Source organism: uncultured Alistipes sp. (assembly GCF_910580175.1).
Taxonomy (GTDB): domain Bacteria; phylum Bacteroidota; class Bacteroidia; order Bacteroidales; family Rikenellaceae; genus Alistipes.
On record NZ_CAJTXD010000004.1, the window covers coordinates 158,622 to 181,605 of the forward strand.

General features: G+C 59.8%; 16 protein-coding genes. 5 read left to right on the top strand and 11 right to left on the bottom strand.

Annotated elements, in window-relative coordinates; genetic code table 11:
• Positions 1-148: 148 nt before the first annotated feature.
• From QZ298_RS06600 to QZ298_RS06610, 3 genes are read right to left on the bottom strand one after another with little or no spacing between them, the layout of a single operon-like run.
• A complete protein-coding gene (locus QZ298_RS06600; protein WP_296007029.1) occupies positions 149-1,390 on the bottom strand; it encodes a competence/damage-inducible protein A in 1,242 nt (413 codons plus the stop codon).
• Positions 1,391-1,400: 10 nt separating this feature from the next.
• Positions 1,401-2,549, bottom strand: coding sequence for a quinone-dependent dihydroorotate dehydrogenase (locus QZ298_RS06605; RefSeq protein WP_296007031.1), 1,149 nt, complete (start codon positions 2,547-2,549; stop codon positions 1,401-1,403).
• A gap of 45 nt (positions 2,550-2,594) precedes the next feature.
• Positions 2,595-3,623: a 4-phosphoerythronate dehydrogenase gene (locus tag QZ298_RS06610; protein ID WP_296007035.1), complete on the bottom strand. Its 1,029-nt coding sequence runs from the start codon at positions 3,621-3,623 to the stop codon at positions 2,595-2,597.
• Between the two features lie 173 nt (positions 3,624-3,796).
• Here QZ298_RS06610 and QZ298_RS06615 point away from each other — a divergent pair, with 173 nt between their 5' ends.
• The 4 genes from QZ298_RS06615 (at position 3,797) to QZ298_RS06630 (ending at position 8,208) form a co-directional block, all read left to right on the top strand.
• Entirely contained in the window at positions 3,797-4,843 is a 1,047-nt protein-coding gene (locus tag QZ298_RS06615) for an agmatinase family protein (RefSeq protein WP_296007038.1), read from the top strand.
• 21 nt (positions 4,844-4,864) lie between these two features.
• The gene (gene nhaA / locus QZ298_RS06620; RefSeq protein ID WP_296007040.1) at positions 4,865-6,250 is read left to right on the top strand and encodes a Na+/H+ antiporter NhaA; all 1,386 of its coding nucleotides are present in this window, start codon (positions 4,865-4,867) and stop codon (positions 6,248-6,250) included.
• On the top strand, positions 6,247-6,957 hold the full coding sequence (locus tag QZ298_RS06625; protein ID WP_296007043.1) for an FKBP-type peptidyl-prolyl cis-trans isomerase: 711 nt from the start codon (positions 6,247-6,249) through the stop codon (positions 6,955-6,957). The genes nhaA and QZ298_RS06625 overlap by 4 nt, the downstream gene beginning before the upstream one ends.
• A gap of 144 nt (positions 6,958-7,101) precedes the next feature.
• Positions 7,102-8,208: an FKBP-type peptidyl-prolyl cis-trans isomerase gene (locus QZ298_RS06630; protein WP_296007045.1), complete on the top strand. Its 1,107-nt coding sequence runs from the start codon at positions 7,102-7,104 to the stop codon at positions 8,206-8,208.
• Positions 8,209-8,550: 342 nt separating this feature from the next.
• Here the strand turns inward: QZ298_RS06630 and QZ298_RS06635 are convergent, their stop codons facing one another.
• Together QZ298_RS06635 and QZ298_RS06640 are read right to left on the bottom strand one after the other, a co-directional pair.
• On the bottom strand, positions 8,551-8,922 hold the full coding sequence (locus QZ298_RS06635; protein ID WP_296007048.1) for a DUF3127 domain-containing protein: 372 nt from the start codon (positions 8,920-8,922) through the stop codon (positions 8,551-8,553).
• 394 nt (positions 8,923-9,316) lie between these two features.
• Positions 9,317-10,252, bottom strand: coding sequence for a DMT family transporter (locus tag QZ298_RS06640; RefSeq protein WP_296007050.1), 936 nt, complete (start codon positions 10,250-10,252; stop codon positions 9,317-9,319).
• Between the two features lie 524 nt (positions 10,253-10,776).
• Between QZ298_RS06640 and QZ298_RS06645 the strand changes: the two genes are divergently transcribed.
• Entirely contained in the window at positions 10,777-12,954 is a 2,178-nt protein-coding gene (locus QZ298_RS06645; protein ID WP_296007053.1) for a glutamine synthetase III, read from the top strand.
• Between the two features lie 121 nt (positions 12,955-13,075).
• Here QZ298_RS06645 and QZ298_RS06650 read toward each other — a convergent pair whose 3' ends face one another.
• The 6 genes from QZ298_RS06650 to QZ298_RS06675 form a co-directional block, all read right to left on the bottom strand.
• Positions 13,076-13,540 carry a lipocalin family protein gene (locus QZ298_RS06650; RefSeq protein ID WP_296007055.1) on the bottom strand — a complete coding sequence of 155 codons (465 nt, stop codon included), beginning with the start codon at positions 13,538-13,540 and terminating at the stop codon, positions 13,076-13,078.
• Positions 13,541-13,597: 57 nt separating this feature from the next.
• Positions 13,598-14,362, bottom strand: coding sequence for a DUF1573 domain-containing protein (locus QZ298_RS06655; protein WP_296007059.1), 765 nt, complete (start codon positions 14,360-14,362; stop codon positions 13,598-13,600).
• A 48-nt stretch (positions 14,363-14,410) separates the two neighbouring features.
• Positions 14,411-16,498, bottom strand: coding sequence for a subtilase family N-terminal domain-containing protein (locus tag QZ298_RS06660; RefSeq protein ID WP_296007062.1), 2,088 nt, complete (start codon positions 16,496-16,498; stop codon positions 14,411-14,413).
• Positions 16,499-16,513: 15 nt separating this feature from the next.
• Positions 16,514-18,184, bottom strand: a complete 1,671-nt coding sequence (locus QZ298_RS06665; protein ID WP_296007064.1) for a leucine-rich repeat domain-containing protein — start codon at positions 18,182-18,184, stop codon at positions 16,514-16,516.
• Positions 18,185-18,205: 21 nt separating this feature from the next.
• A complete protein-coding gene (locus tag QZ298_RS06670) occupies positions 18,206-20,881 on the bottom strand; it encodes a DUF4458 domain-containing protein (protein WP_296007066.1) in 2,676 nt (891 codons plus the stop codon).
• A 95-nt stretch (positions 20,882-20,976) separates the two neighbouring features.
• Entirely contained in the window at positions 20,977-22,977 is a 2,001-nt protein-coding gene (locus QZ298_RS06675; protein WP_296007069.1) for a hypothetical protein, read from the bottom strand.
• Between the last annotated feature and the right edge of the window lie 7 nt (positions 22,978-22,984).

Genomic DNA, 22,984 nt, shown 5'->3' on the forward strand with positions numbered 1-22,984 from the left:
GCCGGCTTCGGATGAGGGGCCGAACCGGGTGGAGCGCCAGAGTGGACTATTAGGGTAAGTCGCGGGGCGTTGTTGGGGTGCGGGAGCTGACGCCGGGCTGCGGGGGTAAGGGGGCCGAAACCGGGTTGCTGGATTGTTGGGCGTTGCGTTATTCTGCGGTCAGCTGTTCGCGCAGCAGGGCGATGGCATACGACGACGCCCGGTCGATGATCTGACCGCGGTCGGTGCCGCACTGTTTCCGCACGGCGACCGTGCCGCGGGGCGTGGCCACGGCGATCCAGACCGTGCCCACGGGTTTTGCATCCGAACCTCCCGTCGGCCCGGCGATGCCGGTCGTCGCTACGGCGAAGTCCGCTCCGGCAATGCGGCGCGCTCCCTCGGCCATCTGGCGGGCGACCTGCTCGCTGACGGCTCCGTGGCGTTCGAGAACTGCGGGGTCGACGCCCAGGACGTCGATTTTGGCTTCGTTGCTGTAACTTACCACGCCGCACAGAAAATAGGCCGAGGCGCCGGGCATGGCCGTGAAGCGTGCCGCGATGGTGCCGCCCGTGCAGCTCTCGGCCGTGGCGAGGGTCTGGCGCCGCTCGGTCAGGCGGTTGTGGATCAGCTCTTGGACGGTGGCTGTTTCGAATCCGACGACGTGTTCGGGGATCAGCGTGCGGAGCGTCGCGAACTGCTGTTCGATCTCCTGCGAGACGCGCTCGCCCTCGACTTCGTAGGCCGAGAGGCGGAGCCGCACGGAACCGGGATCGGGCAGGTAGGCCAGCTTCAGATAGGGCGGCAGGGCGTTCTCCCAGGCTTCGATGCGCTCGGCGAGCATCGATTCGGCGAGTCCTGACGTGATGAGCGTGCGGTGGACGATGCTTTTGAGCGCAAAACGGGCCTTGAGGCGCGGCATCACTTCGTCTTGCATGAGGTGCTCCATTTCGAACGGCACGCCGGGCAGCGACACCACGATGCGTCCCTGGCGCTCGAACCACATGCCGGGTGCCGTGCCGTGGGCGTTGAAAAGCACGGTGCAGCACTCCGGCACGAGGGCCTGCGAGCGATTCAGCTCGTTGAATGCAATGCCGCGTTGGGCGAGCATCCGTTCGACATGGGCGGCGACGGTCGGGTAGTCGACCAGGCGGCTGCCGAAGGTCTCGGCGAGCGTCTTCTTGGTAATGTCGTCCTTGGTGGGGCCTAATCCTCCCGTGATGATAACGACCTGCGAGGCGGCGAGCGCCCGGTCGAGCGTGTCGACGATCTGTGTGCGGTCGTCGCCGATCGAGGCTTTTTCGTGCACGACGATGCCTGCGGCGTTGAGATGCCGGGCGATGGAGACCGAGTTGGTGTCGACGATCTGGCCGATGAGGATTTCGTCGCCGATCGTGATGATGGTGGCTTTCATGCGAAGCGGATTAGAGGTCGGAGTGCTCGGGCTGCCGGGCTTCTGCGGGGGCTTGCGAGGCGGGGAGCTGGGATTCGTCGGCAGGGGCGGTTTGGGCCGTACCCGTTTCGGCGGCTTGCGCCGCTTCGGCATCGGCGATCAAGGCCCGGCAGATGTTGCCGGCCAGGTCGGGGCCTTCGTAGATGAATCCTGTATAGAGTTGTACCAGGTCGGCGCCGGCCGCGAGCATGGCGCGCACGTCGTCGGCGTTCATCAGGCCGCCCACGCCGATGATGGGATAGGTGCCGCCCGAGCGCGAGTGGATGCGGCGGACGATCTCGATGGCCCGGCGGGTCAGCGGCTCGCCGCTGAGGTTGCCCATGCCGATTTTGGCTACGGCCGCGGCATCGGTGTGCAGCTGGTCGCGGCTGCGGGTGCCGGTCACGGCCACGATGCCGTCGAGCGGCGTTTCGATGAGGATGTCGGTTACCGTGTCGATCGTCGCATCGTCCATGTCGGGCGAGATCTTCAGCATGATGGGCCGGTAGTGGTTCTGCCCGCGGCGGAAGTCGAAAAGCGGGTCGAGAATCTGCAAGACCTGCCCGCGGATGTCCTGGTCGGCTTCGTTGCAGATGTTGCCGCAGCCGATGTTCACGGTAAAGTAGTCGGCATACTGGTAGAGGTTGCGGAAGAGCTTCAGGTAGTCTTCGGTGGCGTTTTCGGGCGGAGTGGAGGTGTTGCGGCCGATGTTGCAGCCTACGATCACGCCCGGGTGGGGGCGGCGCAGGTGGCGGATGGCCGTTTGCAGGCCGCGGTTGGCCAGGCCCGTGCGGTGGATGATCGCCCGGTCTTTGGGCAGCCGGAAGACGCGGGGCCGCGGATTTCCCGGCTGGGGCCGCGGCGTGAGGGTGCCGATCTCGACGAATCCGAAGCCCAGGGCCGTCCATTCGCGGAGCGCCTCGCCGCAGCGGTCGAAGCCGGCGGCCAGACCCACCGGGTTGTTGAAGCGCAGGCCGAAGACTTCGCGTTCGAGCGACGGATGTTTCACGGCGTAGCATTTGCCCAGCAGCCACCGGCCTCCCGGGAGCAGGCCGATGAAACGCAGCAGCCACATCACCATGCGGTGCGCCCGCTCGATGGTGAGCGCGAACAGAATAGGTCTGATGATTCGACGATACATAGCTTGGTTTGACGATCGACGGGCGCAAAAGTACGAAAAAACTATTTAAAAGTATTCGCGCCGATAGGCATATTCATCGCGCATGCGTTCGAAATCCTCCGGACGGGCTTTCAGTGCGCGGTTCTGGGCTTCGATATCGAAAGCCCGGCCGATGGAGGTGCAAAGTTCCGGCCACGTTATCGGGCGCGGGGCCGGCGGAGCCGCTTGGGGCGGGTACCAGCCGGCGAGGGGAAGCTCCAGCATGCGGGCTGCGGCCGCGACGGCCATGGCTGTGGCTGTGGCCTTGCCCTGCTCGGAGTAGCCGGCGATATGAGGTGTGGCCAGCGTCGCATGGGCCAGCAGCGCCGGGTCGATCTGCGGCTCGTGCTCCCACACGTCGAGCGCGCAGGTCACACCGCTCGCCAAGAGAGCCTGTCCGTCGATCACTTCGCCGCGGGACGAATTGATGACTGCGGCACCGGGTTTCATACTGCGGAAAAGCGCTGCGTCGGCCATGCGACGCGTCGTGGCATCGAGCGGCACATGGAACGTCAGCAGGTCGGCTTCGCGGGCGACCGCCGGCAGCGGCAGGAAGCCGCAGTGTTCGCGCGTCTCGCGCGGAGGGTCGCAGCAGACGACGCGGAAGCCCCACAGCTCGGCATATTGCTTGACGAGCGAGCCGACATGTCCTACTCCGACGATGCCCAGCGTCTTTTCGTCGGGCCGCCAGCCGTCGCGGCGGGCGAGGCAGGCCAACACGGCGGCTACCCATTGCAGTACGCCCCGGGCATTGCAGCCGGCGGCCGTCTCGACCCGGATGCCGTGCGCCGCGCACCAAGCCGTGTCGATGTGGTCGAACCCGATGGTCGCCGTGGCTACCAGACGCACGCGCGAGCCGGCCAGCAGCCTGGCGTCGCAGCGGGTGCGGGTGCGGACGATGAGCGTGTCGGCCTCGCGCACGTCGTCGGGCGCGATGCGCGAACCGGGGATGCGGCGCACATCGGCCCACGGTTCGAGAACGCCCTCCAGAAAGGGGATGGCGCTGTCGACGACGATCGTGGGACGGGCAGGTATCGGAGGTGCGATATTTTTCATGGTCGTGCAGATGCGAAGATCGGGTTCGTCTTTCCCGGGGCGGAGGTTTTGCGGCAAGGGCGCCGGCGCACATCGGCGCGCACGGTCGGATGCTTTCCGGGCGATGTTTCTCCGCGCAAAGATAGAAAAAAACAAAAAATGTGTATCTTTGTTGTCCCTATTACTTTGTTCCTATGGCAGATTCGCATGCTTTCGATCCCGACGGCGTCGGCGTGGACACCGGAACCTATTTCGGGCTTCCTTTCGAGCCGGAGGAGGCCGCCCTGGTGCTGATTTCGGCCCCGTGGGACGTGACGGTTTCCTATGGCGCGGGCACGGCCTACGGCCCCGATGCGGTCATCGAGGCGTCGACGCAACTGGATTTCTACGATCCGCTTTCGCCCGATGCCTGGCGGCGGGGAATCGCGACGGCCGATGTCGATTATTCGTTGCAGGAGGAGTCGCAGCGGCTGCGCAGCGATGCCGTGAAGGTAATCGACCACCTCGAACGGGGCGGTTCGGCCGACGACGACAGCGTGGCCCGGAAGATCCGCCGGGTAAACGAAGGATGCGCCGCCATGAACGCCAACATCGAAGCGCAGGCCCGCCACTGGCTGGCCCAGGGCAAGATCGTGGGGCTGGTGGGCGGTGACCATTCGACCTCCTACGGACTGATCCGCGCGTTAGGCGAACGTCATGAGCGTTTCGGAATTCTGCATATCGATGCCCATTGCGACTTGCGCGAAGCCTACGAGGGGTTCGAGTTCTCGCATGCCTCGATCATGTTCAATGTGCTGCGCGACGTGCCGCAGGCGGCGAAGATCGCCCAGGTGGCCGTGCGCGACTTCAGCCAGGGGGAACTCCGCACGGCGCTGGCGTCGGGGCGGGTGGAGCTGTTCGACGACCTGTCGCTCGCTGCGGCGGAGTTCCGGGGCGAGACGTGGGATGCGCAGTGCCGCCGCATTGTCGAGAGCCTGCCGCAGGAGATCTATGTGAGCTTCGACATCGACGGACTCTCCGTCGAGCATTGCCCCCGCACCGGCACACCGGTGCCGGGAGGCCTGAGCTTCAACAAGGCGATGTGGCTGGTCGACACGGCGGTGCGTTCGGGCCGCCGGATCATCGGGTTCGATGTGGTGGAGACCGTGGCTGCCCGCGAGGAGCGGATCGACGCCATCACGGGTGCCCGCGTGCTGTGGAAACTTTGCGGCATGGCCCTGAAATCGAAAGAAAAAAAGTAGAAGTATTAAAATTATAATCGTATGCGTCTGTTTTCAATGTATCGTTGGGTGCGCGGCAGCCACAAGCTCTCGCTGCGCAGCCGCGGTTTTATGGAAGCTCCCTGGGCGGGCGGCGTCGTGCTGCTCGCCTGTGTGGTAATCGCCATGCTGTTGGCCAATCTTCCGATGACCAAGGAGTATTATCACAACTTTCTGGAGACCGATCTTTCGCTGGTCGTGCACTCGCCCAATGGGTTGATCGACTGGGCGTTCCCGCAGGGAATGACCGTCGAGAAGTTCATCAACGACTGCCTGATGGTAATCTTCTTCTTTACCGTCGGGTTGGAGATCAAGCGCGAAGTGGTCAACGGGCAGCTTTCATCGATGCGCAAGGCGATCTTGCCGGTGGTGGCCGCGGCAGGCGGCATGTTGTGCCCGGCCTTGATCTTTGCCATTTTCAATCACGGTACCTTCGCGGCCAACGGATGGGGCATCCCTACGGCGACCGACATCGCTTTCGCTGTGGGCATCCTCTCGATGCTGGGCGACCGGGTGCCTGTGTCGCTCAAGATTTTCCTCACGGCCCTGGCCATTGCCGACGACCTGGGCGCCATTCTGGTCATCGCCTTCTTCTATGGCGGCGAATTGCAGCTGGGACTCTTGTTGATCGCTTTGTTGGTCATGGCGGGCGTTTATGTCATCTATCGGTTGGGCGAGAAGCGCATGATCTTCTACATGCTGCCGGCTGTCGTCGTGTGGGGCCTTTTCTATTATTCGGGCGTGCATGCGACCCTTTCGGGTGTGGCTATGGCGCTGCTCATACCCATGGAACCGCGTTACAGCAAGGAGTATTTCATTCATAAGATGCGTTGGCTGAAAGATCATCTGCTGGCGGTCGAAGCGTCGGACGAGGAGTTTCCCAACGAGGAACACCGCTTCTATCTGCGCCAGATGACCCGTCTGGGCGCCCGCTCGGCAGGCATGAGCTATCGGCTGGAACATGCTCTGGCTCCCTATGTTACATTCTTGATCATGCCGATTTTCGCGCTGGCCAACGCCGGGGTGGAGATCACGTCGCTCGAATACATCAACATCTTCCATTTCTCGCCCGAGATCGGCTCGGTGGGCATGGGTGTCTTCTTCGGACTTCTGGTGGGCAAACCCCTGGGCATCTTCGCCGCCAGCTGGTTGGCCGTCAAGAGCAAGATGGCTGTCATGCCCGAGGGGGCATCGTGGCGCATGCTGCTGGCCGTGGCCTGCCTGGGCGGTATCGGGTTCACGATGTCGCTGTTCGTCGATTCGCTGGCCTACACCGATCCCGGACTGATCGACCGCGGCAAGATCGCCATTCTGATGGGTTCGACGGCCGCCGCCGTCATGGGCAGTGTGCTGATCGTGTTGTTCTCGAAAAAACAGCCGCAGGAATGAGACGGTCGATAGCTCTGCTGGTCTGCCTCGGGCTGCTGACCGCCGCATGCTCGCGGCAGTCGGGCAGCGGCGTGAAATTGAAAGCCGACACCGATTCGGTGGCTTATGTGATCGGCATGAACATCGGCATGAACTTGCTGCGGATGGATTCGACGATCAATGCGGCGGCCGTTTGCGAGGGAATTCGCGATGCGATGAACGGCGCGCCGAAGTTGTCGTTGGCCGAAGCCGAGACTTTCTATCTGCGCTACATGAACTACGCCTTGCCGGAGAAAGCCCGGGCCTATGAGGAACGGTTTTTGTCCGACATCGCCAAATCCAACCGTGCATACGCCCGTACGGCGTCGGGCGTTACCTACACCGTGGGCGAGGTGGGCGACCAGGGACGGGTGCCTGCGGCCGACCGCGACACGGTGGCGATCCGCTACGTCATCCGCACGGCCGACGGCAAGGAACTCTATTCGTCCTACGAGCGGGGCGATACGCTGCGCTGTGCGTTGGGCGACTTGCGCAGGGGCGTGCGCGAGAGTCTGAAACTTGTCGGCAAGGGCGGGCGGATCGAAGCCTGGCTTCCGGCAGCGACGGCCTACGGAGCCGAGGGCGACGCCGAATTGGGCGTGGCTCCCAACGCCACGCTCTTTTATGGAATCGAACTGCTCGACGTTGAGAAGTATTCCGTCCGCTCGCAGCGCAGCAATCTGCGCTGATCGGCCGGAGTGTGCGGATTTTGCGGGCCGGGTCATACGTTTTTTCGGTTTCTGTGCCGCAAGTTCGTGCCGGGCTTTTTTATTTCGGGTTTATTTTATACCTTTGCTCCGATTTACGATTCGTATCTAAACTACAATAAAACAATGAAAAAGATTCTTTTCGCCGCGGCGCTCGCTGCGGCTGCGACGATGACCGCCTGCTGTTGCGGCGGCGGCAAAAACCAGGTTCGCATGGGCAGCCTTTCCGATTTCGACACGCTGTCGTATGCGTTGGGCGCCAACATCGCTTATGGGGTCGTTTACCAGATGAGCGACATGCCGTTCGACTACAAGGCCATCGAAAAAAGCATGACGGAAGCCGCCATGGGCAAGGCTTCGGTTTCGCATGAGGCGGCGATCGAAACGCTGCGCGACTACTTCATGACCAAGCGTCCCGAGCGCATGCAGACCATCGCCAAGAAACGCGCCGAGGCCGACAGCATTCGCCTGGCATCGGGCGACACCACCAAGGTGGAGTATCCTGCGGCCGATCCCGAGATGTTCGAATCGGAGGAGGAGCGCGCCGCCGTGTCGTCGGCATTCGGTACGGACATCGGATTCAACATCATGGAGAGCGGTATGCCCATTCAGATGGTTTGGATCGGCGAGGCGATGCAGAACGTCATCGACAAGAACCCCAAGATGACCGAAGACGAGGTAAACCAGTATTTGCAGTATTATTTCATGGTAAAGCAGCCGGCCGAGAACGCCGAGGCTTCGGCTGCATGGCTGGAGAAGGTTGCTAAGAAATCGGGTGTGAAGAAGACCGAATCGGGTCTCCTGTACAAAGTCAAGAAGACCGGCGACAAGAACTTGCACCCGTCCGATCCCCGCGATGTGGTGCGTGTGCACTATACGGGCCGTACGCGCAACGGCAAGGTATTCGACACGTCGATTTTCAAGAACCGCACCAAGCAACAACAGGAGATGCTCAAGCAGCAGCGTCCCGACGACTACGACAAGGACGAACCGGTGGAATTCCCGCTCAATCGTGTGATCAAGGGCTGGACCGAAGGCTTGCAACTGGTCGGCAAGGGCGGCAAGATCACGCTCTGGATTCCGGCCGACCTGGCCTACGGCTCGCGCGGAGCCGGTCGCGACATCGGCCCCAACGAAGCGCTGGAGTTCGAAGTCGAGTTGATCGATGTGATCCCTTACAAGAAACCGGAACCTGAAACGCCGGCAGAAACGGAGAAACAACCGGCAGAATAAGGCTTGGAAAACGATGAAACGAAAGGCCGCCCTTGCGAAAGGGCGGCCTTTCGTTTTTTCTCGGTCGGGATGGAGGCGGGACGGTCATGATGCCGGAATGGTGAGAAAAATGTTGGATGTCGGAGATACTGCCGAACGTTGTGACCGATGCCGGATAATAGAATGTCGGACTTCGCGACCGATACCGAAATGATGGATGTCGGATGTTTCGGACGCCTGCTGGGAGTTTCCGGTTTTGTTTTCGGTCGTTTTTCTCCGGGGGCTGTCCGCAGGGCCGCGGGGTATATGTAAAAACCCTTCGGACTTAAGTCCGAAGGGTTTGTCATGCGATAGACGATCCGTTCAGAACGGCAGGTCGTCGACCTCGGCCGCAGGCGTCGAAGCATAGGAGGGTTCTTCGACCAAAGGCGGCATGTCGGGCATCGGAGCCGCGGGGGCCTCGGCCTGCTTGGGCTGGAGCCTCCAGGCACGGATGTCGGTGTACCAGCGGCCGTTGTATTCACGCGACTCGACGTTGACCGAAACGCTGTAACTGCTTCCTTCGCGCAGTTTGGCCACGTCGTCGGGCCGGTTGAAGAACGTCACGCAGATCTTGCGCGAGAACGTCGAGCCGTCGTTGTAGTCGAACACGACATCCTGGCGCTGCCAGTCGCCGCGTGCCGAAGTGCCTTTGGTCACGGGCATTATTTTGTAGACTGTTCCTTCGAATTCCATGATTTATCGGAAATTGGTTTTATGATGCAAAGGTAGCAAAATTTCAGCACAAATGATTTTTCGAAGTGAAAAAATACGGCTTTGCGGAGGGCGGTTCAAAAACATCGTCCGGATCGCTTCAGCGAATCCGGACGATGCCCCGAAAGTGGTGTGAGTTGCGTCTTCATCCCAGTTCCGAACATCCAGCGTATTGTTCGGATGGTGCAAAGATACGAAAATTCCCCCCCCCGCAAATTTTAGACCAAACGATTTATGAAAACAACTTTATGTGTTATAAAAATAACAAATGCGGATGTTTTAGTGCCATGAACAGGTGGGGTGGATTTCGAAACCAAGTATTCTGATGCGATCGGTTGGGAGATGGGCGCAGGACGCTTCCCGGATATTCCGGCATTCAGGGGCGTTCGCCGTTGGCCCGGAGCCGGGGAAAGAGTTTGCGGAAATAGGTCAGGCTGGCGCCGATGTTGTTGCCCGCGATGACCAGCGTGACGGCCACGATGATCATCGCCATGCCGCAGGCGATGCGCATGCTGAGGTTTTCGCCGAATACCGCCACGCCGAAGCAAACGGCCGTGACGGGTTCCAAGGCTCCGAGGATCGCCGTGGGTGTGGAACCGATGTACTGGATGGCGGCCGTCGTGCAGAGGAACGAAATGGCGGTCGGGAAGAGGGCGAGCGCCGCCAGGTTGCCCCACAGATACCATTGCGCCGGGAGGATGAGCGAGTGTCCGAAGTCGACGCGGAACAAAAAAAGCACCAGCCCGGCGAGCAGGACGTAGAAAGTCACGGTAAGCGTGGGAATCTCTTTGAGCCGGGTTTGTTTCACGGCGACGATGTAGACCGCATAGGAGAGCGCCGAAGCGAAGACCAGCAGGGTGCCCTTGAGGCTGAGCGTCGAACCGTCGCCGGCCTTATAGAGCAGTGCTATACCGCCTACGGCTAACAGAATGCACAGCGCGGTAAGAGGCGATAGTTTTTCTTTGAAGCCGACGGCCATGATCAAGGCTACCAGCACGGGATAGATGAACAGCAGCGTGGACGCGATGCCTGCGTCCATATAGGTGTAGCTCAAAAAGAGGGTAAGCGACGAAACGGCGACCAGCAGACCCATGACCGTGAGGAGCGGAAGTGCCTGGAGCTGGACTCCGAAGCTGCGGCCGCGGACCTTGAGCATGCAGCCCAGGACGGGCAGAGCGAAAAGGTAGCGGAACAGCAGCACCGAATCGGGGTTCATGCCGGCTTCGTAGAGCGGCAGGGCGAAAAGCGGATTGGTGCCGTAGGTGGCTGCGGCAATGGCTCCTATGATGTAACCTTTGGCTTGGGTATTCATGGTGGCTGGGATTTGCGGCGGGTGCTCCGGCGCGGTATAGGCGGTCGGGAGCAGGGGGCCGGTGCAAAGATACGTATTTTATTGATGGAATGTACCGATGCGGCATGCTTGGATCGAAGGGGCGTGCTGCGGTAGCGGGTCGCAGCCGAGTGAATGGGTGTTTTAGGTCGTTCGGTTGAAAATTGTGCTAAATAACTTTAGATTTCGGTAAAATACAAAAATCCGATTTTTCAAGCTGTAAGCGAAAAAATAGGGTGTGTTTTCGTGAAATGGGGTAAGAAAATAGCCGGAATGTGAAAAAATACCCCTTGTTTTCCGGAAAACGCATGAAAAAATAAGCGATTTCTTGAAAAATAGCTTTTTTGGAAAACCAACGACAACGGAAAATAATTACATTTGCAGTCGGAAGAAACCGGGTGGAAAAACGACCGGATCGCACCGATGGCAATCTGCTGCAACCTGTGGAGCCGTCGACCGATCGGGGTCGGTGCATGACGAATATTATTAACCCTTAAATTCATAGTATGTCGCTACTCAGATTCAAGATGGTCGATGCGGCCATCAACCACACGGCGGTGGAAGTGAAGGCGCCCGAAGGACGTCCGTCGGACTATTTCGGTGCCCGGGTTTTCGGACGCGACGCGATGCGCAAGTATCTGGACAAACGCACGTTCGAAGCGCTGGTCAACACCATGGAGAACGGCACGCCGCTGCCGCGCGAAATCGCCGACAGCGTGGCGGCCGGCATGCGGCAATGGGCCTTGGAGCATGGCGCCGACCATTATACCCACTGGTTCCAGCCTCTGACGGGCGGCACGGCCGAGAAACACGACGCCTTTGCCGAGCCGGACGGCTGCGGGGGCGTGCTGGAGGAGTTCTCGGGCAAGATGCTGGTGCAGCAGGAACCCGATGCGTCGTCGTTTCCCAACGGCGGTATCCGCAACACGTTCGAGGCGCGTGGTTATTCGGCCTGGGATCCGGCCTCGCCGGCGTTCATCGTAGATACGACGCTCTGCATTCCGACGGTGTTCATCGCCTATACGGGCGAGGCACTGGACTACAAGGCGCCCTTGCTGCGGTCGCTGACGGCCGTGGACAAGGCGGCGACGGAGGTGTGCCGCTATTTTGACAAAAACGTGCAGAAAGTCTATTCGTATCTGGGCTGGGAGCAGGAATATTTCTTGGTCGACGAAAGTCTGTGGGCCGTGCGTCCCGACCTGATGCTGACGGGCCGCACGCTCATGGGCCACGAGTCGGCGAAGAACCAGCAGCTCGAAGACCACTATTTCGGGGCGATTCCCACCCGTGTGATCGCCTTCATGAAAGAGCTGGAGTACGAATGCCTGCTGCTGGGCATTCCGGTCAAGACGCGCCACAATGAGGTGGCGCCCAACCAGTTCGAACTGGCACCGGTTTACGAGGAAGCCAACTTGGCCAACGACCACAACCAGCTGCTGATGACCATCATGGACAAGATCGCGCGGCGCCATCAATTCCGGGTGTTGCTGCACGAAAAACCTTTCAAGGGGATCAACGGCTCAGGCAAACACAACAACTGGTCGCTGGGCACGGACACAGGAGTGAACCTGCTGGGGCCGGGCAAAACGGCGTCGGAGAACTTGCAGTTCATCACGTTCCTGGTAAATGTCATTTCGGCCGTGTACAAGCACAACGGGCTGCTCAAGGCTTCGATCATGAGTGCGACGAACGCCCATCGTCTGGGGGCCAACGAAGCGCCGCCGGCGATTATCTCGACGTTCCTGGGGTCGCAGGTGTCGGCCGTGCTGGACAAGCTGGCCGCCTCGAAAAGCGATGACGCGATCCGCTTCGATGCGAAGAATGTCTTCAAGATGAGCGGCATATCGCACATCCCGACACTGCTGCTGGACAACACCGACCGCAACCGCACCTCGCCGTTCGCCTTTACCGGCAACCGCTTCGAATTCCGCGCTGTGGGGTCGTCGGACAACTGTGCCGAGGCAATGATTACGCTCAACACGGCGATGGCCGATGAACTGACGCACTTCAAGCAAGCGGTCGATGCGAAGATCGAGGCGGGCATGAAGAAGGAGAAGGCGATCTACGAAGTGCTCAAGAAGATGATCAAAGAGTGCAAGGCGATCCGCTTCGACGGCAACGGCTACTCGGACGAGTGGAAGCAGGAAGCGGAGAAGCGCGGCCTGGACTGCGAGACGTCGACGCCGCTGATGTTCGACCGCTATCTGGACAAGGAATCGCTGCGGATGTTCGCCGACATGGGCGTCTACACGCATGTGGAACTGGAAGCGCGCACGGAAGTGAAGTGGGAGACCTACACGAAGAAGATACAGATCGAAGGCCGCGTGCTGGGCGACCTGGCGATGAATCATATTGTGCCGATCGCCTCGAAATACGAAGCGCTGCTGTTGGACAAGGTATACAAACTATTGCAGATACCGGAACTGAGTTCGGCGGCAGATGTGGCCCTGATCAAGAAAATCCAGGATCACACGACGGCGATCCAGAAACTGACGGACGAGATGGTGGAGGCGCGCAAGAAAGCGAACCGCATTGAAGACCAGCGCGAAAAGGCGATCGCCTACCATGACACGGTGGCGGTGTTCTTCGATGAAATCCGCCATCATATCGACAAACTGGAAGAAATCGTCGACGACCAGATTTGGCCGCTGCCGAAGTACCGCGAACTGCTGTTCATCCGATAGTCGGGAGAACGGAGCGGAGTGCCCGGTTCGGTACGCGAGGCTTCATGGCGGTGCCGCCGGATGAAGAAAATCCCTGCAACACATATAAGTTGCAGGGATTTTTTGATTGCCTGGCTTTCGGCTATTCTTCGGTCAGACCGGTAATTTCGTCGGGGATGCCGGCGCAACGAACGTAGATCGAAACGTCTTCGGGGTCGTCCTGGGCGATCCACACCATACGCTCGGCCGTGAGGTCGCGGATGATGTAACGATGCGCCCAATCGCCCGTACCGTGGTCGTACATGCCCCGGATGATGGTGCCGAGTTCTGCGTCCTCGACGAGAGCGTAACGTCCGGTCAGTTTCCGAGTCTGGAAACTATCGAGGTTCTGGTATATCTCGAAAAGGTTATCCTTGCGGATCAGATTGAGGTAGACATAACTATTTTCAGCCAGCGGTTCGCCGGAGAACTCGGCCAACTGCCAAGTGCCGGCGATGTTGTTGGAATTGACCGGCAGGAATGCGGTGCCTTCGGTTTTGTCGTCGTCGCAGGCCGCGGCGAACGCGAGGAACAACGAGAGGACAGCGAACTTCAAGAGATTTTTCATATGGTTGAATTTTTTAACGATCAAAACAAATGTTGAACGGAAGTCGAACGTGCGCGGCTACTCCTGCGCCCCGATGAGGATGCGCAACGACCGTTGTCCGGGCGGCAGCTGCAACCCTTCGAGCATGACGGGAAGCTGCCGAGGCAGTGTCTGCGGGGCCTGGGCCGGGTCGAACCGGATGACCAGGTCGGCCCTCTTGCCCGGCTCGATGACCGCGGGGTCGCATTCGAAGCGGAGGTAGGCGGGCAGCAAGCGGCTGTCGGCGCGGATCGCGAGGGGCTGCTCTCCGGCGTTGAGACACTCGATGCGCTCGGTCTGTATCCGGGTGCCGGCGATGCGTATGGCCTGCTGCTTGAGCCGGAGCGACCCCATGACGTAGGGGTAGGCGGCGGTGGGCAGCACGGAGGGCGTGACGCGTCCGGTCAGTTCGAGTACGGCGGAGGGCTGTTTGTCGGACAACTGCGTATAGACGAAAATCTTGCGCTGGAAGTATCCGGGGCGGCCCTTGGGGTGGTAGGCGACGGCGATCTCCGTGCAGCTGCCTGGAGCGACGGGGGCCTTGGAAAAAGAGGCCCGGGCGCAACCGCAGCTGGTTTCGACGCGGGTAATGATCATGGGCTTCCGGCCCTGGTTGCACCAACGGAACGTGTAGGTCGTCGGTGCGTCGTCCTCGCCGAGAACTCCGGCGTCGATGCGTTGCGATTCGAAATGCAAGGCTTCGCCTCCGGGGGCCGTGGCGGGGTGGGCAAGGCTGTCCAATGTAGCCCGCGGAACGATGGGCGCCATCTGTCCCCGGAGCGATGTCGTTCCGAAGAACAGCATCGCCCCGAGAGAGAGAATCGCTATTTTACTGCTGCACGACATGCGACGCTAAAGCCATCCGTTGCCGTTGGCGTTCTTGCGGACGGTAATGGAGAAATTGTGCGTCAGGCCGTTCGATGCCGTGATCGATGCGGCCGTGGCACCGGGTTTCGCACCGCTGACGGTAAGTTTCCCGTTCTCGATCGAAGCGGAAGCCACCGACGGGTCGGCGACCGACACGGTGTAGGTCAACTGCTCGCCGTCTACGAAGTAGTTGGCGGGGATGGCGGTAACGCTGCTGCCGAAAGGCACGTAGAGGTTGGGGAACGTCAACGAGGTACCCGTACCCTTGCCGGAGATGGCATCGAGCAACTTGGTGGCGTTGACCTGGCCGGAACCCATCTGTCCTTTGTAAGAAGAGAGGAGCATCTGCATGGGACGGGCGAGACCCAACTCGGAGGTGTATCGGTAATAGAACTTCTTGCCGCTCATGCGATTGTCTATGGGCGTGACGCACTCGTGGAGCAACGCCTTGAACTCGTCGGCGGTAAAGTGCTTGCGCAACTGCACGGCGTAGGAAAGACCCAGTGCGGCGACGCCCGAAACGTGGGGACATGCCATCGAGGTGCCCTCCATGTAACCGTAGCCGGTTTCGCTGACGTTGAAAGGAAGCGTGGAGAGAACGCAACCGCTCATGCCGCGCAGACTATTGTCGACGTAGGCATCCTCCTTGGTGTCGTATACGGCATCCTCGCCGAGGTAGTCGAAGTAATAGTCCTGGTCGCCGCCGGGTGCGGAGATGGTGGTGCCGGGGCCGTAGTTGGAGAAGACCGAAGGCGTGAAGTCGGCGGCCGTGGAGGCTACTGCGACGCAGAGTTCGGAGGCTCCGGGGAAACCGGCCATGGGGGCGCTCTCGTTACCGCCGGCGAAGATCGCCAGACCGCCGTCGATGGGGCCGTTGGGCGACCCGGCGTTGTGGACGAAGTAATCCAGCGCCTCCTTTTCCAGAGGGCACTCCTTGGCCCACATCTCCTCGGAAGAGTAGGCGGGCGTCCAGTCGTAGCCGTTGGCCAGACCGGAGGTGTAGCCCCAGCTGCACTGGAGGATCACGGCGCCGTTGTCGGCGGCATATTTGATGGCCTTGATCGAAGCCAGGGCGTTGCTGACCGTGCTGCCGGAGAAAATCTGGCACGACATGATCTTAACGCCGGGGTTCTGGGCCGTACCGCCGGCGATCGACGCGATGCCGATGCCGTTGTCGTTCTGGGCGGCGATGACGCCGGCGACGTGCGAACCGTGGCCGGTATCGTCGATATCTTCCCACGAAATAATGCCGCAGTTCTGGACGAAGTTATAGCCGTGGAGGTCGCCGGCATAACCGTTGCCGTCGTTGTCCTTGTCGGAACGATAGATTTCGTCCTCGTTGACCCAGAGATTGTTCTGAAGGTCGGGGTGCGTGAGGCAGACGCCCTCGTCGAGCACGGCGACGACGATCGACGGATCGCCCTGCGAGAGTTTCCAGGCTTCCTCGCACTGCACGTCGGCGCCGACGACGGATTTGGCGACCTCACCTTCGAGGAAGAGGTTGCCGCGGTTGATGATGTGCCACTGGCGGGGCAGAAGCGGGTCGTTGAGGGGATATGCGACCTGATCGCGGCTCTGCGACAAGGCGGAGAGCGCCTTGCCGGTCAGAGGCACAGCCTTCTTGCCGGTGCCGTAGGTGCGCTTGATGGTGCGGTTGAGGCTGGTTTTCTGCACCTCGCCCAACTGTGCGAGCCGCTCGGCGGCTTCGGCGGCGCTGTGCTGGCCCTCGAAGCGGACGAGGTACCACAGGTGGAGACCTGCGGCGCGCGTGCGCTCCTCGGTACGTTGGTCGACGGGGAAGACTCTTTCGAGCCGGTAACCGCCGATCAGATCGAGCACCTCGTCGACGGAGAGGATGCCCGACCGGCTGGCAGGTTCGCCGCTACGCGTGGCAGCGAGGGACGATTCGATGATCTCGCCCACGTAAGGGTCGAACTTGACGAACAACTCGCCGGCGGACGACTCCTCCCCGCCTGCCGGAATGTTGGTCTCGGGGGCGGGAAGCGGCTCTTCGGAACAAGCTGCTAAAGCAAAAAACGCAAAGGCAAGAATGCCGTACGATATGTTTTTCATAGTCATGGTCGATATTTATAAAGTCTCATCCTCTTCTTCGTCGGTGTAGGAAGGAGGCGTTTTGCAACCCTTGTAGAATTCGTAGTAATAATCCATGTTGGCAGGCTCGTTGTCGAATCCGGCCGAACGCCCTTCGACATCTTTGCCTTCCTGGCTGAAGATGAAGACGAAAGGAGTCCACCAATCGAGGGCGGGGTGATGGAGAACCCAATCGGGTACGGTACCGCTCAACCGGTTGAGGTTGATGGCCAGCCGGACGGTGTGAGGCAATACCTTGGGCGTGCCGATCAGGGCGCGGGGCAGCGTGTCGACGCCTTTGTCGTTGCGCGAATTGGCAATGTCCTGCTCGGTGTAGCGCGGCCAGGAAGGATCGTCCTCGAAAGAGGGGATCGACCCCTGGAAGTAGTTGACCGAAAGCACCAGCGTATCGAGCTTATCCCAGGCGAGCAACCGCCGCGGCAACTCTTTCTCTTCGTAGAAACCGCCGAGGGCGTCGATGATGTTGTTGCTCAAGTCGTAGATGAGCCGCTTTTGGTTGGCGCCGAGGTCCAGAACCCGCAGGTTGGGAAGATTCTCGGGCGTGAGCACCTCGGGCAGGGTCTGGAAGTTGTTGCCGCGCAGATCGAGGTATTCGAGGTTTTTCAGATTCTTGATCTCCGGGGACAGGGTGCTCAACCCGTAGGAGAAGAGCGTAAGCCGCTTCAACTGCGTGAGTTTGGGGAGGTATTCGCCGATGTCGAGCGAAAGCGTGGACGCGCTGGCATTGCTCCAGAACGACAACTCTTCGGCGGCGGTAAGGTACTGTACTTCGAAAGGAAGCGCCTCCTTGGTCTGGAACATGGAGAACAGCGCGGACTTGACGCGGCCGGCTTTCTCGGGGGTGTAATCTTTCATGCCCTCCTCCCAAAGGACGACGCCGTCCCAGGTTTCCATGCGATCGGAACTGTTCCACCCCGACCATATGTTCAACGATCGGGCGATGCCGAGCAGCGCGATCGAGTCGCCCTGGCGGGTGTTCTCCTCGATCATGGGGGCTGCGGTCTGCGTGACGATCAGCTTGTCGTGGCGGCTCAACTCCACCTCGCTCTTGGGCTTGAACACCACGTCGGCGATACGCTCCAGGGGGGCGGAGTTGATATTCCAGTTGAAGCGCACGGAAACCTCGCGCGGGCGGATGCCGCGGTCGAACGAGACGGCATACTTGTCGTGGTTGAGCCAGCTTGCATTGTCGGGGATCACGATGTCGAAATCGACGTTGGTCTTGATCTTGACGTCGAAATAACGTTTGCCGAACTCGGCGTAGTTCTCGACCTTGACCTCGGCGTCGTTTACCGAGATGGCGTAATCGAAGCCTTCCTGATCGATGGTAATCTCCTGCTTGTCCCAGGTCTGTTGGTTTTGGATGCGTACGATGCCCTGGCGCGGGGTGTCGCGCAGTGCGGAGTCGATGATGATCTGGCAATCGATCGAACCGCGGCCGTTGGCGGGCGAAATCGTGAGCCACGGCTCATCGGTGGTGGCGATCCAACTGTCGCTCGATGCGATGCGGATCGTGCGGGTGCCGCCCTCGGCGCCGATGGCGATGTTCTGGCTGTCGAGACCGAACTCGACGGCCTTGTCCTGGTCGGAGCAAGCGATCGAACCGATCGCGGCAAGGCCTATCGCTATATATTTTATGGTTTTCATAAGCAATTGACTGTAAAAATGTTATTCCAACATGGCATCGCAGTTGAGGATGTTCTGCGTCTTGTCATAGATCAACATGTAGGCTCCTGCACGCCAATAGAGACAGATCGACGAAGCATCGAACGTGATGTTGGGGTTGTCGCTGATGTCGAGGTGGTAGATCAGGTGCGAGATGGTGTCGTCGATGTTGCGCAGGTCGTTCGAACCGATGAAGAAACCGCGCAGGCCGGTGTGGCGGTAAAGCCCCGTAGGCCATTCGCGCAGGCATCGGTTGCCCTCGGCGTCGCGCTGTCCGCGGATGGCGTAGACGGTAAGCGACGCGGAGTTCAGCGGCCCGTAGGGAAATGAACTGAACGAGTTGTAGGAGAGGTCGATACCGTAGAGATAGGGCAGCTTCTCGGCCGCGAAATCGTCGGGAAGCTCCTTCAGCTGGTTGTACGTAAAGTCCATGGACCGCAACGATGGCGTGTATTTTCCGTTGAACGCGTCCTTGGGAATCTCCGTAAGACTGCAATTGCTCATGAGCAGGTAGGCAACGTAGGAGTTGCTCTCGCTGAACAAGGCTTTGGGGAAGACCTTGATGGGGTTGGAACTCAAGGTCAGCGTGTTGGCCAGCACACCGCGGAAATCGTCGGGGAACTTCTCGATCCGGTTGTTGGCGAGGTTGACCGACGAAATGATGTATTTCCCCTTGGAGTTGAAGATGTTGGGGAATTCGGTCAGCCGGTTGTAGGCGGCCGAGAACGTCTCCATGTCCTCCATGGTGCAGAACTTCCCGTCGGTGGTGGGGAATTCCTCGATGAGGTTGTGGTCGAGACGCAGCTGCGTGAATGCGATCTCGGGCATGCCGCCGTTGGGCAGCTTGCTGATCTTATTGTTGGTCATGTCGAGCAGCCCCAGCTTCTTGAGGTTGCGGAACGAATCGGGAATCGCGGTAACGCCGTTGTCGGCGCAGTAGAGAATCTGCAACTCGTCCTTAGCAGGGCCGTTGCCCAAGGCGGCCAGACCCTGCGCCAAGCCTTCGGGGTCTTTCTGGCTCCACTGGATGTTGTTGGAGATGTTCAACGAAATGAGCTTGGGCATGCGGGTGATGACCTGGGGGAACATGCTCATGTTGGGGCAGTTGTAGATCTCTACGTCGGTGCACGATTCGAGCAGCGCCATTTCGTCGGGCAGACTTTCGATCTCGCTGTTGGCGAGGTTGAAGTTTTCGAGTTTGGTCAACTTGCCGATCGAGGCGGGCAACGATTTCAGACCGTTGCAGAGCTTGCCGTAAGAGATGTCGCGGGGCAGCAGGCGGCTCTGCATGCCCGTGGCGGGGTCGATGATCTCCTTTTCGGTCAGTCCGGCATCGTACAGCACCGTGGCGGCGATGTGGATGTCGTGCTCGCGCAAGGCCCGGGCGCAAGGCTCGGACATCTGCGGTGCGGGATAGATCATCGAAAGGTACTTCTTATGGTTCTCCATCCGGTTGCGCGACCGCTCCGTCATGCTCATGTTGGGATCGGCCGTAGGGTCGTATTCGAGGACGTTCTTGTCGTTGTGCGTACCCAGATAGAGTTCGACCAGCTGGTCGAGCGAACCCAGTTCCTCGGGCATGTGACCGCGGATGCCGAATTCGCTCAAGTCGAGCTTGGCGATGCGTCCGTTGGAGTGGAGGTGTACGCCGGGCTGGTCGCCCCAGAGGTCGCAGTCCTTGTTGAAATTCCAGTTGACACCTTTGGTGTAGCTTTCGCCGGCGTAAGACCAGTTTTCGCCGTCGAGCGCTTTCCATATTCTGTATAGCGCGTAGTAATCCTTGATGTAGTCGTCGCTTTCGTAAAGCGTGATCTTGGCTTTGACGTCGGTGGTGCGGTTATCTTCGACAGAAAAGTCGGAACCGGCCGGCGCCGTGTTGGTTTCGAGCAGCTTTTTGTTGGAGTCGGAGACGGCATAGGTAACGATGCGGTAATCGCCGCCGGGCAACGACAACAACGAATCGCATGAAGCGGACGAGGTGCGGAACCCGGGGTTCTCCTCATTCGTCTCGTCGAAATGGAGCGAGAACTTCATGGGCAGGTTGGTAAACTCGGTGCGCTGGTTGGTGCTCTTGTTCTGCACAGTGATGTTGGCCCAGGCGATCTCGTCGAAAGTATATTGACGCGTCGCGGCGCGGGTCTTGGGCGTATTCTCGAATGCGGAGAAGTCCTTGATGAGCGAGAACCGCACCGAACCGCGCGGCAACACGTTGACCGTGAGGTCGTGGGAGGTCAGACCGCCGGGAACGACCGACAGCGTCGGCGCTATGGGCGACCCGTTGTAGAGCAGCTCGTCGTTGGCGTCGTAGAGGGAGAACGTGATGATGCGGTAATCGCCGGTCAGCAGCTTCAGCTTCTCGCTGCGCAGGCCGAATTCGGCGGCCGTCTTGTCGGCAGCCGAGAGGGTAAGGGTCTGGGCGATGGTCGTGCCGTTGTACTCCAGGCGCACGGTAACCTTCGATGCGTCGGCGAGGTAGTCGATCTGCGACTGGATGGCCCGGCTTTCGGGTGCGGCCGAGGTGGAAGGGGCCTGGTAGGAAGCCTCTTTGTAGAGTTTGAATTGGACGTATCCGTATTCCGTATCGCGGTTGTCGATACCCTCGTCGTCGGAACAACCGACGAAAAGAGCCGTCGTCAAGCAGACGAGGGGCACGATGTGGAAAAATCTTGAAAGTTTCATGTTGTAAAACTTTGTACTGTATTCTCTGTTGATTATAGTTTCAAAGTCGCCCCTCGAACCCCCTTGGCCCGGGGGCGACTTGCGGGCAGAAAACCCTATTCGGGCTTGTATTCGACCACGATATAACCGATGATCATATCTTGCTTCTTGAGCGTGATTTCGGTCTTGTCTCCGGCGGTTTCGAAGAACGGCATCAATACATAGGTGCTGCCCATGGCATAGAGTGCGATCTTTTCGTCGTCGTAGAACGTCGTCTCGTCGTGTTCGGGCAGGATCAAGCTGATCTGGCCTACCGAGGTGCTGGTAATGGTCAACTTGTACTGCGGAACATTCAACTCGACGAAGTCTGCTTCGAAATCGGGATCATCGCTGGCGATCGGTGCGAGCGTCACGCCGGGGGTCTCCTGGGCCAAGGCGATTTTGTCGGTTCCTCCCCCCTGTTCTTTCTCGATGAACATGAACTCGACGATGCCGAGAATCTGGCCGTCTTCATCCTTGAAGACGAAGTAAGCCATGGGAACCTCGGGTGCCGTTCCCTCCCAAGTGAACTTCATGTTCTCATAATCGTACTTGCCCTTGAGCTTGATCCACATCTTGCCTGCTTCCCAGGGAGACTCCTCCAGGGTAAGCCAGGGCGATGCCATCGGTGCCGTGGCGTAGGGACCTTCTTCGCCATAGATTTCGTACGAAGCATAGGGGCGTGAGAACTCCATGGCGGCCATTTCATAGGCGAACGGGGTCTCGTAGGTCAGGTGGTAGGCGATGGATGCTGCGCTCCAGGCGCCCTCGAAAGGATAATCGCCGGCGGGAAGCTGCGAGAATTTGAAGTACTGATCGCTTTCGGTGGATGTCTCGACCTTGATGGAGAAGTCGCCGAGGGCTGCTGCCTGGGTAAAGGTGCTGGCAACGTAGGCGCTGTAAGCGGAGGCGATCTGCTGACCGGCGATTACGCTTTGGCGGTCGAAGCCCTGGGGAACCTTGGCCTTGGGAATGGCGATGAGGTAGGCCTTGCGGGCGTCGCCGGTGTTGGGTTTGCAGAGGATCTGCAATCTTTGCGACCAGAGACCGGCCGTCTTGGCGCTCTCGCTCCATTTGAATTCATCGGCGAAATATATCCACGAGCCGGCATTGCCCAGAGTCAGGTTGCCGTCGGCATGCTCGACAACGAGGAACACTTCGCTGCCGTAGGTCAATTCGAAAGTCTTGTACGTACCGATTTCGGGCGAACCGTAGCTGCCCTGCGAGGCGGTGTAGTAGGCGCCTGCGGCGTTGAACTGCTCGGCAGCCGCAAGGTTGGTGTAGAGAATGTCGGCGCAACCGGTCATGGAAACCTCGTACGAAGCGACCTCGACGGGATTCGTCGAGTCGGTGTTGTCGATGAAGACGATCTGCTCGACGACGTTTTCCCACGGGCACTTCTCGACGTCGGTGCGCAGGAACAACTCGGTTTTGCCGGCGCTGCCGCTGCTGGCGTTCATCTCCATCCACTCGGGATTCTTGCTGATGGCCCAGTCGAAATTGGTCTCGACGACGATCCGCTGCATGTAGTTGTACTCCTTGCTCAAGGAGAGCATCGCGATCGACTTGACCGGCTCGGTGCCGTAGCTATAATCGCCGGTTTCGGGATCACGGACGAAGAGCGAGCCTTCTTCCTCGGAATCGGGGTTCTGTATGGCTGTACAGATGCTGATCGTACGCTCCAGACTGGCATAAGCGATGGTGGCGATGACCTGGGTCTGGCCGCCCATGGTCAACGAAACCTCGCATACGCGATCTTGGTCGAACTGCTCCAGTGCGGAACAACCGACGGTAAGGGTCGTCTTGCCGGCAGTGCCGCGCAGGGTGTAGGTCTTCTGCGAACCGTCGACGAACCAGAAGTGCTCGGCGACCTCGGTGGGAATCTTGGCTTCCCAAGCCATGTTCGGCTCGATGTCGAACGAGTATTGCGCTCCGGCGACGATGGTTGCCGTGACGGGAGTCGGGAAAATCGGAGTTCCGGTGGAGTCCGTATCTTTGTCCGAATCGGAACAAGCTGCGAAAGCCATGCTCAGGCCGGCGGTCAACAGCACTGCCCAGTGCAAAAAGTACTTTTTCATAATAGTT

Excerpts from the sequence above, each read along its gene's own strand:
- QZ298_RS06600 (WP_296007029.1), bottom strand. The coding sequence starts at position 1,390 with ATGAAAGCCACCATCATCACGATCGGCGACGAAATCCTCATCGGCCAG.
- QZ298_RS06605 (WP_296007031.1), bottom strand. The coding sequence starts at position 2,549 with ATGTATCGTCGAATCATCAGACCTATTCTGTTCGCGCTCACCATCGAG.
- QZ298_RS06610 (WP_296007035.1), bottom strand. The coding sequence starts at position 3,623 with ATGAAAAATATCGCACCTCCGATACCTGCCCGTCCCACGATCGTCGTC.
- QZ298_RS06615 (WP_296007038.1), top strand. The coding sequence starts at position 3,797 with ATGGCAGATTCGCATGCTTTCGATCCCGACGGCGTCGGCGTGGACACC.
- nhaA (WP_296007040.1), top strand. The coding sequence starts at position 4,865 with ATGCGTCTGTTTTCAATGTATCGTTGGGTGCGCGGCAGCCACAAGCTC.
- QZ298_RS06625 (WP_296007043.1), top strand. The coding sequence starts at position 6,247 with ATGAGACGGTCGATAGCTCTGCTGGTCTGCCTCGGGCTGCTGACCGCC.
- QZ298_RS06630 (WP_296007045.1), top strand. The coding sequence starts at position 7,102 with ATGAAAAAGATTCTTTTCGCCGCGGCGCTCGCTGCGGCTGCGACGATG.
- QZ298_RS06635 (WP_296007048.1), bottom strand. The coding sequence starts at position 8,922 with ATGGAATTCGAAGGAACAGTCTACAAAATAATGCCCGTGACCAAAGGC.
- QZ298_RS06640 (WP_296007050.1), bottom strand. The coding sequence starts at position 10,252 with ATGAATACCCAAGCCAAAGGTTACATCATAGGAGCCATTGCCGCAGCC.
- QZ298_RS06645 (WP_296007053.1), top strand. The coding sequence starts at position 10,777 with ATGTCGCTACTCAGATTCAAGATGGTCGATGCGGCCATCAACCACACG.
- QZ298_RS06650 (WP_296007055.1), bottom strand. The coding sequence starts at position 13,540 with ATGAAAAATCTCTTGAAGTTCGCTGTCCTCTCGTTGTTCCTCGCGTTC.
- QZ298_RS06655 (WP_296007059.1), bottom strand. The coding sequence starts at position 14,362 with ATGCTGTTCTTCGGAACGACATCGCTCCGGGGACAGATGGCGCCCATC.
- QZ298_RS06660 (WP_296007062.1), bottom strand. The coding sequence starts at position 16,498 with ATGAAAAACATATCGTACGGCATTCTTGCCTTTGCGTTTTTTGCTTTA.
- QZ298_RS06665 (WP_296007064.1), bottom strand. The coding sequence starts at position 18,184 with ATGAAAACCATAAAATATATAGCGATAGGCCTTGCCGCGATCGGTTCG.
- QZ298_RS06670 (WP_296007066.1), bottom strand. The coding sequence starts at position 20,881 with ATGAAACTTTCAAGATTTTTCCACATCGTGCCCCTCGTCTGCTTGACG.
- QZ298_RS06675 (WP_296007069.1), bottom strand. The coding sequence starts at position 22,977 with ATGAAAAAGTACTTTTTGCACTGGGCAGTGCTGTTGACCGCCGGCCTG.